Origin of the sequence: Saccharopolyspora sp. NPDC002686 (genome assembly GCF_040295745.1) — a bacterium.
GTDB lineage: Bacteria > Actinomycetota > Actinomycetes > Mycobacteriales > Pseudonocardiaceae > Saccharopolyspora > Saccharopolyspora oryzae.
In genome coordinates, this window is the sequence record NZ_JBEOVY010000247.1 from 1 (window position 1) to 11,762 (window position 11,762).

Sequence of the window (11,762 nt, forward strand, 5' to 3'; positions counted from 1 at the left end):
CGGGGTGGGCGCCGGTTTTTCGTGCTCGGGGGAGCGGTCTGCAGCTGGTCAGGACCCGTGAGTCTTTTGGGCTGTCCTGGCGTCCCAAAAGACTCACGGGTGCTGATCAGGTGGAACGGAGCGTCAGGCCTTGGTGTTCTGGTCGGTCGTCTTGCGGGTGGCCCGGAACGCGCGCCAGCCGATGACGCCGATGATCGTGCCCAGGACCAGGGAGACCACCGCGATCACCAGGTGGACGATCAGGTAGCTCGTCGGGGAGCCGTCCGCCCAGGACCGGTCGCTGTTCCAGATGTTGCGCACGAAGTTGGGCCACAGCAGGTAGGACCACACGCCGAAGGCCAGCAGGAACAGCGCAACACGTCGGGAAATCGTCACGGGGCCAGTATCCGCTGTAACCGGCCTCACCCACCGGTCCGGGTGGACTCTGCCCGGACGCGGGCGTTCCGGATTGGCTAGCCTGCTGCGTGTGCCTCGACGTGCCCGCGGTTCGGTAAGCCTGCTTCGCACCAAGATCGCCATCTGCGCTCTCGGCGTGGCGCTCCCGCTCATGGGTGGCACCGCGCACGCGCAGGACGGTTGCCCCGCTGCCGCGGCGCCTCCGCCGCCGGTGGACACCTCCGAGGTACCCGCGCCCGGCCAGCCCGTCCCGGAGCCCGTGCCGGTGCCTGAGACGCCCGTGGGCGGCGACCAGATGAGCGGGTGCGGGTTCGTCGCCCCGCCCGGCGCGCCGGCTCCGCCGCCGGAGGTCTCGGCGGCCAGCTGGGTGCTCGCCGACCTGGACTCCGGTGAGGTGCTGGCCGCGCACGACCCGCACGCCCGGCACCGCCCGGCGTCCACCATCAAGGTCCTCACCGCGCTGACCGCGATCCGCGAACTCCGCCTGGACGACACGATCGTGGTCACCCAGGAGGACGCGAACCAGGAGGGCAGCCGGGTCGGCCTCGAGCCCGGCGTCACCTACTCGGTCCAGCAGGTGCTGACCGGCCTCATCCTGCGGTCCGGCAACGACGCCGCGCACGCGCTCGCGATGAAGATGGGCGGTGTGGAGACCACCGTCCAGAAGATGAACGCGTTGGCGGAATCGTTGGGCGCCTTGGACACCCGCACCGCGACACCGTCCGGTTTGGACGGTCCGGGCATGAGCACGTCGGCCTACGACCTGGCGACCATCTTCCGGGTCGCGATGCAGGAGCCCGCCTTCGCCGCGATCGCCGGCACCCACCAGGCCTTCCTGCCGGGCGCGCCGGGCGGTCCGCCGCTGGAGGTGTGGAGCGACAACCAGGTGCTGCGCGCCTACCCCGGCGGGATCGGCGGCAAGACCGGGTTCACCGACGACGCCCGGCACACCTTCATCGGCGCCGCCGAGCGCGACGGGCGACGGCTGGTCGCGGTGCTGATGCGCGGTGAGAACGAGCCGATCAGGCAGTCCGCGCAGACCATGCACCTGCTGGACTACGGATTCGCCCTGGGCGATGCGAGCGCCGTCGGCGAGCTGGTGACCACTTCCCCGGGCGCACCCACCGAGACCCGGGCGGACGGCCAGCCGGTGCAGGCCCAGCCGGAAGCCGCCTCGATTTTCGGCACGGTCGGCGGACCGCTGGCGCTGCTGGCCGCGGCGGTCGTCGCCATCGCCGCCGCGATCGTCGTGCAGCGCCGCCGGGCTGCCATCGCGCGCCGTCGGCGCCGCGGCGGCGACGACCACCCCTGATCCGAAAGGCCCTACCGGTCGGCCGCCGGCCGTGGTCTTATTAGTTAACGGACCCGTACCGTTAATCAATTGGAGCGGACGATGGGCGTTCTCGTGGTGGGGGCAGGTCCGACCGGACTGGCGCTGGCGTGCGGCTTGCGAGCGCACGACATCCCGGTTCGAGTCGTCGATCGAGCCGCCGGACCCGCGACGACCTCGCGGGCGAACATCCTGCACGCACGTGGCGTCGAGGTGCTGAACCGGCTCGGCGCTCTCGGCGACCTGCCCGACCGCGCGCACCGGGCCATGCAGATCACCATGCACGCCGGAGACAAGACCCTCGCCACCGTCAGGTTCGGCGAGGTCGAGGGCGAACAGCTCTCCGCGCTCGTGGTGTCGCAGGCCGAGGTGGAGGCCGAGCTGCGGCGGCGGTTGACCGAGCTCGGCGGCACCGTCGAGTGGGACCGCGAGCTCACCGACCTGGTGCCGGACGCCGGCGGAGTGACCGCGACGATCTCCGGCGAAACGGCCCGCGCGGACTACGTCGTGGGCTGTGACGGCGCGCACAGCGCGGTCCGCAAGCTCACCGGCATCGGCTTCCCCGGCGCGCAGCTGGTGGACCAGTGGCTGCTCGCGGACGTGGACGCCGACTGGGACCTGGACCGGCGCGGCTCGTCGAGCTGGTTCGCCCGGGACGGGATGTTCATCGCGATGCCGATGCGGAGCGGGACCGACGACCGGTGGCGGCTGATGGCCGACGTCGAGCACGCCGAGGACGACGTCCTCACCCAGCTGCGCCGCCTGCTCCCCGAGCGCACCGGCCGGACCGACGCGCGGCTGCGCGGGGCCACCTGGACCTCGGCCTTCCGGATCCACCGCCGGCTGGCCGACAGCTACCGCTGCGGGCGGGTCCTGCTGGCCGGGGACTCCGCGCACATCCACAGCCCGTTCGGCGGCCAGGGCATGAACACCGGCATCGGTGATGCCGAGAACCTGGCGTGGAAGCTCGCGCTGGTGCTGCAGGGCCGTGCGGCTGCTGCGCTGCTGGACACCTACCAGGCCGAACGACGGCCGCTGGCCGAGAGCGTCCTGCGCGGTACCACGGCGAACACCAAGCTCATGCTGGCCGAGGGCGTCGTCGGCAGATCGGTGCGCAACCTGTTCACGCGGGTGGCCAGGCTCGGACCGTTCCAGCAGCGCGGGACGTGGCTGGCGTCCCAGCTGTGGGTGAACTACCGCAACGGCCCGCTCGGCTCCCGGCGCGGACCTCGCCCGCGTCCCGGCGACCGAGTGCCGGACCTGGTGTGCCGGGACGGCAGCGGACGGCGGACCCGCTTGCACTCCGAGCTCGGTGGCCGCTGGGCGGTGCTTTCCAGCCAGGAAATCCCGACCCCGATCGGCCATGCCGTCGTGCACCTGGTGCCCGAGAACCCGCGTCGCGACATCTGGTTGGTGCGCCCGGACGCCCACCTCGCGTGGCGCGGGACCAGCGCGGCAGAGCTCTCGCGCTGGCTCGGGACGACCTTGCGAACCGGGAGGGCCGCATGACCGGAACGCGCGGGCGACCCCGCAACCCCGAAGCGGACCGGGCGATCCTCCGGGCCGCGCTGGACCTGTTCGTCGAAGGCGGGGTCGAGGGCACCAGCATCGAGCAGATCGCCAAGCGGGCCGGGGTCGGCAAGCTCACCGTCTACCGGCGGTGGGACTCCAAGGAGGCGGTGCTGGCCGCCGCGATCGAGTCCGCCCGCGACGAGATCCCCGAAACCGCACCGACCGACGTCGCCGACGTGCCGGTGGCGACGCTGATCCGGCAACTCCTGCCCGGTCTCGCCGAGGCGATCGCCGAACCGCGGCTGCGCGCGATGATCGCCCGCGTCTTCGGGGCGAGCGTCAGCCACCCGGAGCTGATGGCGACCTACTGGGAGAACTACGTCCTGCCCCGGCGGCGGATCACCCGGGCGCTGCTGGAGCGCGCGCAGGCCGAGGGAACGCTCGCGGCCGACGCCGACCTGGACGTGCTGATCGACATGATGGTCGGCGCGGTGCTGTTCCGGCTGGTCCAGCCCGAACCGCTCGATGCCGCGGGGGCCCGCGCCTACCTCGAATCGGTGTACCGCAGCGCCGGACTCCTCGGCGGTCCGGAGTAGCTGTCGGACCTGGCCCCTACTGTCCGGAGGCATCCGAAGGACGAGGAGCGACGATGGCGACGTTCGTGCTGGTGCCCGGTTTCTGGCTCGGAGCCTGGGCTTGGGAGGACGTGACGCGGGAACTGCGGGCGGCGGGGCACGACGTGCACCCGGTGACGCTGCCCGGGCTCGCGGACCGCGCAGGCGAAGCCACCCCGGAGGTGGACGTCGAGACCCACATCGCCGACCTGGTGCGGCTCGTCGAGGGCGACGACCTGCGCGAGGTCGTGCTGGTCGGGCACAGCGGCGCGAACGTGCCCGTCACGGCCCTCGGCGACCGCATCCCGGAGCGGATCGCGCGCGTGGTCTACGTCGACGCCGGGCCGATGCCGGCCGGGGCATCCGTGCTCGACTCCAATCCGCCGGAAGTCCAGGACGCGTGGCGCAAGAGCGTCGCGTCCGACGGCGACGGCTGGCGCCTGCCGCTCCCCGACTTCGGCCCGGAGGACCTCGCGGGGCTCGACGACGGGCAGCGGGCCCGCATGCGCGCCATGAGCACCCCGCAGCCGTTCGGCACCCTCACGCAGCCGCTGCGGCGGCCCGACGTCCTCCCGGACGTGCCGCGCTCGGTGATCGCGACGACCTTCACCCCGGAGGACGTGCGAGCCATGGTCGACAGCGGCGATCCGAAGTACGCGGTGATGGCCGGAGTCGACGTGCACCACCTGCCGACCGGCCACTGGCCGATGTTCTCCCGCCCCACCGACCTCGCCGCGCTGCTCGCCGACCTCGCCACCTGATCCGGCACGCCCCGGCATGTCGTCTCCCGACACGCCGAAACATGGGGAAAGCTCCGGGGTCCTGTGGAGAACTCCCGCAATTTCAATGGAAATCGGACCTCCGATTTCCATTGAAATTGCGGATCAACGGCGGCGGCGCCAGGCCCAGCCGGCGAGGGCGCCCAGGCTCACCAGGCCCGCCGTGGTGCGGGCGCCGATGCGGTTGCCGCGGACCTGGACGATCGGGCGGATGATCGCCGGGCCCGGCGGGGGCGGCGGCGCCAGTTCCATGTTCTCCGGGGCGCAGGCCGTCCAGGCTGTGACGAACAGGATGAACCGCGAGGTCAGGTTGGCGAACACCAGCAGACCGAGGATCGGTCCGAACGCCGCACCGGCCGGGGAGGTGGTGACGCTGTTCAGGTAGATCACCGCGACCTGCTTGAGGACCTCGAAGCCGATCGCGGCGAACAGCGCGCCCCACACCGCGCTGCGCAGCGTGACCGGTTTGCGCGGCAGCCTGGCCAGCACCCACAGGAACACCAGCCAGCTCGCCGCCAGCGACAGCAGCGTGGTCAGCCCCTGCAGCACGAGCAGGGCCACCGCGGTGTGCTCTATCCCGACCAGCTCGAACAGCCGCAGCCCGAGACCGCCGAGCGCGCTGATCCCGATCGAGACCGCCATCGCCGCGCCGAGACCGATCAGCGACAGCAGGTCCGAGACCATCCGCCGCAGCATCGGCTGCTGGTCCGGCACCTGCGTCCACTGCGCCGTGAGCGCCTCGCGGAGGTTGGTCATCCACCCCAGCCCGGAGTACAGCGCGGTGAGCAGACCGATCACCCCGACCGCCCCGGCCTGCCGGATCGCCTGGTCGACGACGCCGGTCAGCATCTGGCTCATCGCCGGGCTGGGCACGGCCGTGGTGATCGAGGCCTGCAGCCGCCCGAGCAGCTCCGGGTTGCCCGCCAGCACGAAACCGGCGACCGCGAAGGCGATCATCAGCAGGGGCACCATGGCGAGCACGCTGAAGTAGGTGATCGCCGCGGCGTAGTAGTCGCCGTACTGCTTCTGGTACCGCTCGAACGCCCGGATCAGCCGGTCCAGCCACCCGTGCTTGCGGCGCAGCAGCGCCAGCCGCCCCGGTTTCTCCTCCTGCTGCCCGGTCACGGTGCACCTCCCGCCGCAACGGCTTCCCCCGAACGGTGGCAGGCTACCCGGAGTTGATCAGATCAGCCCATCGGTCGAAGGAAGCCCACTCGATCGAAGACGGTGCGCAGCGTTTCGCCCGCCACCTCGCGGGCGTGCTCGGCGCCGCGGTGCAGGACCTTGTCCAGCTCCGCCGGGTCGTCGAGGTAGCCCTGGACCTTGTCCTGGAACGGCGTCACGAACTCGACCACGACCTCGCCGAGGTCCTTCTTCAGGTCGCCGTAACCCTTGCCCTCGTAGGCGGTTTCGAGCTCCGGGATGTCGCGCCCGGTCAGCGCCGAGTAGATCGCCAGCAGGTTGCTGATGCCCGGCTTGTTCTCGACGTCGTAGCGGATCTCGCGCTCCAGGTCGGTGACCGCGGAGCGGATCTTCTTCGCCGAGCGCTTCGGCGACTCCATCAGCTCGACGACCCCGGCGGGCACCGACTTGCTCATCTTGGAGGTCGGGTCCTGCAGGTCGTAGATCTTCGCGGTGCCCTTGGGGATGTGCGCGGCCGGGACCGTGAAGGTGTTGCCGTAGCGGGAGTTGAAGCGCTGCGCCAGGTTGCGGGTGAGCTCCAGGTGCTGGCGCTGGTCCTCGCCGACCGGGACAGCATCGGCCTGGTAGAGCAGGATGTCCGCGGCCTGCAGCACCGGGTAGGTGAACAGCCCGACGCTGACGTGCTCGGCTTCCTGCCGGGCGGACTTGTCCTTGAACTGGGTCATCCGGCCGGCCTCGCCGAAGCCGGTCAGGCACTCCATCACCCAGCTGAGCTGGGCGTGCTCCGGGACGTGGCTCTGCACGAACAGCGTGGAGCGGTCCGGGTCGATGCCGAGGGCCAGCAGCTGGGCGGCGGAGAGCCGGGTGCGCTGGCGCAGCTGCTCCGGGTCCTGCTCGACGGTGATGGCGTGCAGGTCGACGACGCAGTAGAAGGCGTCGTACTCGTCCTGCATGACGACCCACTCCCGCAGGGCGCCCAGGTAGTTGCCGAGGTGGAACGAGTCGGCGGTCGGCTGGATGCCGGACAACACCCGCGGCCGGGCCGCGGACTGGCTGTTCTGGGGTGCGGTGTCGCTGCTCACGTGCTGATTCTCGCAAGCCGCGCGCCGCCGGTGGGAACGACCTCCGGCAGCGCTCGCGGGGGTGCCGGTTTTGCCTGGACCGACCGGGCTCCGGGACGTGGGTTCCGGGCTGAACCGACCGTCGCCCGGGAGGTTCAGGAGGTCTTGCGCTGGTTCTCGGGCGTGACCTTCTTCTTGCGGAACACCCCCGCGACCATGCCGGCCACACCGAGCCCGACTGCGGTGAGGCCGACCGGCGTGGCCAACGAGTCCATCGGTCCGCTCACGGCCATCGCCCGCGGGTCGGCAGCGGCCGCCGTGGCGGTCACCAGCGACGCCGCTCCGGCGGCAGCGCAGAGCACGGAGACTCGCGTGGCCACGCGAGATATTCGGCTACGCACGAGCGCGCCTCCCTAACGACAGTTGACCCGATCGGGTCAGCATTCGTCCGAGTCTGGTGGCGGACCGTACCGGTCGGCCGTTACGCACGTGGTCGCTTTGCGTAAACCGACCACGACGGAATGATCATATTTTCCCGAGAAATGCGCCTGAATTCGGGTCTGTTGATCTTTGAACGACGCAGGTGGACGGCCGGTTTCCCAGCGTTCACAGCCACTCGATCCGGTTAAAGCCGTGAGATGGGACACACTCGAACGGGTCAGGGCTGGCTGATGCCCAGCTGCACCCGCCCCGCGCGGCCGTAGGTGGTGGTCCGCTGCCGCGCCGGACGACCCGCCCGACCAGCCAGTTCGTGCAGCTCTTCGACGCTGCGCTCAGAACCGTGCTCGGACCCGGCCATCCGGCTGATCGTCTCCTCCATCAACGTCCCGCCGACGTCGTTGGCCCCGCCGTTGAGCACCTCGGTCGTCCCGGTGTCGCCGAGCTTGACCCAGGAGCACTGGACGTTGTCGATGCGACCGTGCAGCAGCACGCGCGCCATCGCGTGCACCGCGCGGTTGTCCCGGTGCGTGGGGCCCGGGCGGGCCAGCCCGGCCAGGTAGATCGGCGCGTTGCGGTGCACGAACGGCAGCGGCACGAACTCGGTGAGCCCGGCGTTGCCGTGCTCGGCCGCGGTGTCCTGCACCCCGGCCAGCGTCCGGAAGTGGCCCAGCCAGTGCTCGGGCGTGTCGACGTGGCCGTACATCATCGTCGACGAGGACGGGATGCCCAGCCGGTGCGCGGTGCTGACGACCTCGATCCACTCGGCGGCAGGCAGCTTGCCCTTGGTCAGCACCCAGCGCACCTCGTCGTCGAGGATCTCCGCCGCGGTGCCCGGGATGCTGCCCAGCCCGGCTTCCTTCAGCTCGGCCAGCCAGTCCGCGACGCCCACCCCGGCCTTGGCCGCGGCGCTGACGATCTCCATCGGGCTGAACGCGTGGACGTGCATCTCCGGCACCCGCTGCTTGATCGCCCGCACCAGGTCGGCGTAGCCGGACACCGGCAGCCGCGGATCGATGCCGCCCTGCATGCAGATCTCGGTGGCGCCGGCCCGCCACGCCTCGTCGGCGCGGTCGGCGACCTCCTCCGGCGAGAGCCGGTAGGCGTCGGCGTCGCGCTCGCGCTGCGCGAAGGCGCAGAACCGGCAGCCGACGTAGCAGATGTTGGAGAAGTTGATGTTGCGGTTGACCACGTAGGTGATGTCGTCCCCGACGACCTCCCGGCGCAGCTCGTCGGCGATCCGCGCGAGCTCGTCCAGCGCGGCTCCGTCGCAGGTCATCAAGGCCATCGCCGCGTCGTGGTTCGCTTCGTCGAGCAGTGCCGCGGGGTCCGACCCGGCCAGCTGGAGCCCAGCCCGCACGTCGGCGTCGAGCCGCTCCGGGGCGGCGTCGGCGGGCACCTGCGCGCGCAGCTCGTCCCAGTCGCCGTAGACGGTGTCGAAGTCGCCGCGGCGGTCCTCGGTGCGACCCGAGGTGTCGATGCTGCGGTGCAGGTCGGTGCGGCCGATGGACTCGAACCCGCCGTCCGGCTCCTGCCACTCGCGGCCGACGATCTCCGCGTCCGGCAGCCGCAGGCCGTCCTCGGCGGCCAGCGCCGCGACGTGCCCGGCCACCCGCAGGTCCAGCCACTGCGTGCTGTCGCCCGCGAGCCCGGCGCGCACGTAGCGCGGGTAGGCGGTGAGCCGTTCGCGCAGCTCGAAACCGGCTTCCGCGGTGGTCGCGGCGAGGTCGTCCAGCTGGGGCCAGGGGTGCTCGGGGCTGACGTGGTCCGGGGTCACCGGGGAAACCCCGCCCCAGTCGTCGATCCCGGCGCGCAGCATCAGCAGCTGCTGGTCGCCGACCAGGTTCGGCGGCGCCTGCACGCTGACCCCGGAGGGCATGAGCAGCCGCGCGACGGCGACGGTGGCGGCCAGGTCCTGCAGATCGGCGTCGGGCACGTCGCGCATCGCGGTGTCCGGCTTGGCCCGGAAGTTCTGCACGATGATCTCCTGCAGGTGCCCGTACTGCCGGGCGACGCTGCGCAGCGCGAGCAGCGATTCAGCGCGTTCGGTGCGGTTCTCGCCGATGCCGATGAGGATTCCGCTGGTGAACGGCACCGCCACGCGCCCGGCGTCCTCCAGCGCTCGCAGCCGGACCGCGGGTTCCTTGTCCGGGCTGCCGAAGTGCGGTCCGCCCTTGTCCCGCCACAGCCGCTCTGCGGTGGTCTCCAGCATCATGCCCATGCTGGCCGCCACCGGCTTGAGCCTGGTCAGCTCGGACCAGGACAGCACGCCGGGGTTGAGGTGCGGCAGCAGCCCGGTCTCCTCCAGCACCGCGATCGCGCAGGACCGCACGTAGTCCACAGTGGAGGAATAACCGCGCGACTCGAGCCACTCCGCGGCCGCCGACCAGCGCGCCTCCGGCCGGTCGCCCAAGGTGAACAGCGCTTCCGTGCACCCGGCCGCGGCGCCCTGCCGGGCGATCTCGACGACCTCCTCGCGCTCCAGGAACGCCGACTCGACGCGGTGCGGCACGGTGGCGAAGGTGCAGTAGTGGCAGCGGTCCCGGCACAGCCGGGTCAGCGGGATGAACACGTTGCGGGCGTGGGTGACCACGCCGGGCCGCCCCTCCGCGACCAGGTGCGCGTCCCGCGCGCGACCCGCTGCGGCCAGCAGTTTCTCCAGGTCGTCGCCCCGGGCGTGCAGCAGCACGGCGGCTTCGGCGGCGTCTAGCGAAACGCCGTCGGTGGCTCGGCGGAGAGCTCGGCGCATGGCCGATTCGCTCGGGGTGGGCTCCGGCTGGGCGAGTTGCAGATCTACGACCGACACCAGGCGACTCTATGGCCGATGCGGGGCGTCGCGCAGCCGCCGAAGACGTGGCCCAGCGCTCACTTTCGGCAAGGCAATTACTCCGTTTCGCCCTATCAGGGGTCGTCAGAACAGGCGCAGAATCCGACGGATACCTGGGTGGATCACACACTCTGTCTCCATAGGAGGGACACGTGTCACGCAAAGGACTGAGTGGCAGAACTGCGCGCATCGCCGGTTCCGCGCTCGCGCTGGCCCTGTTGGTGCCGGCCGGAATCGTCAGCGCGGCTGCCCCCGCGCCGGCGACCACCGCCGCGCCCGCGCACTTCGTCGTGGTCGGACCGACCGGTGACGGCCTGCGGCAGACCGAGGACTCGGTCCGCGCGGTCGGCGGCGCGGTCGTGCAGAGCTGGCCGCAGATCGGGGTCGTGGTGGCGACCTCCACCGATCCCGGATTCGCCGCCGCCGTGCGAAACCAGCCCGGCGTCGAACAGGCCGGGAACAGCCGCAACCTCGCCGAGCAGCTCCCGCCGGCGCAGTCGATGCGGCTGGAATCGCTCGAAGGCACCACCAGCGCCACCACCTTCGCCGCGCAGGCCGACCAGGAACCGCTGGAAGCCGAGCAGTGGGACATGCGGCAGATCAAGGCCGACCAGGCGAACGCGATCTCCCAGGGCAGCAAGGACGTCACCGTCGGCGTGCTGGACTACGGCATCGACCCGACGCACCCCGACCTCAGCCCGAACCTGGACCTGTCCAAGTCGGTGAGCTGCGCCAACGAGGGCGTTCCGGACACCCGCCAGGAGGCCTGGCAGCCGAAGGACGAGACGCAGGCCCACGGCTCGCACGTGGCGGGCACCATCGCCGCGGCGCGCAACGGCGTCGGCATCGCCGGTGTCGCACCGGACGTCTCGCTGGCGTCGGTGCGGGTGATCGACGACGGCGGGTTCATCTACCCCGAGTACGCGATCTGCGGTTTCATCTGGGCCGCCGAGAACGACATCGACGTCACCAACAACTCCTACTTCGTCGACCCCTGGTACCTGTGGTGCGACTCCGACCCGGACCAGAAGGCCGCGGCCGAGGCGGTGCGCCGGGCGGTCGACTACGCCAACGGCAAGGACGTCGTGACCGTGACGTCGGCGGGCAACAGCAACTGGGACCTGTCCAAGCCGATCCGCGACACCAACAGCCCGAACAACGGCGGCCCGACGCAGGACCGCATGACCGGCAACGACTGCCACGTCCTGCCGGGCGAGCTGCCGGGCGTGGTGTCGGTGTCCGCGGTGGGCTCCGACGCGGTGAAGTCGTACTACTCCAACTACGGGCTGGGTTCCATCACGGTGACCGCCCCGGGCGGTGACAAGAACCAGATCCCGGACACCCCGTCGCAGAACGGCCGGGTGCTCTCCAGCGTGCCCGGCGGCGGCTGGGGCTGGATGCAGGGCACGTCGATGGCCGGTCCGCACGCGGTCGGCGTGGTCGCGCTGCTGCGCAGCAGCCACCCGGAGTGGAACGCCCAGCAGACGATGGGCGCGCTGGCCAACCAGGCGGACGCCCTGAAGTGCCCGACGAACTACGACCCGGACGGCGACGGCAAGCCGGACGCGGTCTGCGCGGGCGGCAAGAGCGGAGCGGGCTTCTACGGCGCAGCAGTCCGGCAACTTCGGTGACCTGGGCTCGGCCTACCAGCAGCTCTACGAC

Annotated in this window: 10 protein-coding genes; 5 read left to right on the forward strand and 5 right to left on the reverse strand. The window is 71.3% G+C overall.

What is annotated here, in order from left to right; genetic code table 11:
- Positions 1-123 precede the first annotated feature (123 nt).
- Positions 124-375 carry an SCO4848 family membrane protein gene (locus ABTZ89_RS27050; protein WP_270948409.1) on the reverse strand — a complete coding sequence of 84 codons (252 nt, stop codon included), beginning with the start codon at positions 373-375 and terminating at the stop codon, positions 124-126.
- A gap of 157 nt (positions 376-532) precedes the next feature.
- Here ABTZ89_RS27050 and ABTZ89_RS27055 point away from each other — a divergent pair, with 157 nt between their 5' ends.
- The 4 genes from ABTZ89_RS27055 (at position 533) to ABTZ89_RS27070 (ending at position 4,613) form a co-directional block, all read left to right on the forward strand.
- Positions 533-1,708 (forward strand): D-alanyl-D-alanine carboxypeptidase family protein, encoded by a 1,176-nt coding sequence (locus ABTZ89_RS27055; RefSeq protein WP_351049762.1) that lies wholly within the window; start codon positions 533-535, stop codon positions 1,706-1,708.
- Positions 1,709-1,789: 81 nt separating this feature from the next.
- Positions 1,790-3,235 (forward strand): FAD-dependent monooxygenase, encoded by a 1,446-nt coding sequence (locus ABTZ89_RS27060; RefSeq protein WP_351049765.1) that lies wholly within the window; start codon positions 1,790-1,792, stop codon positions 3,233-3,235.
- Positions 3,232-3,834: a TetR/AcrR family transcriptional regulator gene (locus ABTZ89_RS27065; protein ID WP_270948412.1), complete on the forward strand. Its 603-nt coding sequence runs from the start codon at positions 3,232-3,234 to the stop codon at positions 3,832-3,834. The genes ABTZ89_RS27060 and ABTZ89_RS27065 overlap by 4 nt, the downstream gene beginning before the upstream one ends.
- 53 nt (positions 3,835-3,887) lie before the next feature.
- Positions 3,888-4,613, forward strand: a complete 726-nt coding sequence (locus ABTZ89_RS27070) for an alpha/beta fold hydrolase (RefSeq protein ID WP_351049769.1) — start codon at positions 3,888-3,890, stop codon at positions 4,611-4,613.
- 123 nt (positions 4,614-4,736) lie between these two features.
- Here ABTZ89_RS27070 and yhjD read toward each other — a convergent pair whose 3' ends face one another.
- The 4 genes from yhjD to ABTZ89_RS27090 all read right to left on the reverse strand — a co-directional run bounded on the left by yhjD (position 4,737) and on the right by ABTZ89_RS27090 (position 10,079).
- Entirely contained in the window at positions 4,737-5,756 is a 1,020-nt protein-coding gene (gene yhjD / locus ABTZ89_RS27075; RefSeq protein WP_270948414.1) for an inner membrane protein YhjD, read from the reverse strand.
- 62 nt (positions 5,757-5,818) lie between these two features.
- The gene (trpS, locus tag ABTZ89_RS27080; protein WP_351049773.1) at positions 5,819-6,856 is read right to left on the reverse strand and encodes a tryptophan--tRNA ligase; all 1,038 of its coding nucleotides are present in this window, start codon (positions 6,854-6,856) and stop codon (positions 5,819-5,821) included.
- Between the two features lie 134 nt (positions 6,857-6,990).
- The gene (locus ABTZ89_RS27085) at positions 6,991-7,215 is read right to left on the reverse strand and encodes a hypothetical protein (RefSeq protein WP_270948416.1); all 225 of its coding nucleotides are present in this window, start codon (positions 7,213-7,215) and stop codon (positions 6,991-6,993) included.
- 278 nt (positions 7,216-7,493) lie between these two features.
- Complete coding sequence (locus ABTZ89_RS27090; protein ID WP_351049776.1) at positions 7,494-10,079, reverse strand: bifunctional FO biosynthesis protein CofGH; 2,586 nt, start codon at positions 10,077-10,079, stop codon at positions 7,494-7,496.
- Positions 10,080-10,252: 173 nt separating this feature from the next.
- Here ABTZ89_RS27090 and ABTZ89_RS27095 point away from each other — a divergent pair, with 173 nt between their 5' ends.
- Positions 10,253-11,731 (forward strand): S8 family peptidase, encoded by a 1,479-nt coding sequence (locus ABTZ89_RS27095; protein ID WP_351049779.1) that lies wholly within the window; start codon positions 10,253-10,255, stop codon positions 11,729-11,731.
- Positions 11,732-11,762: the final 31 nt, after the last annotated feature.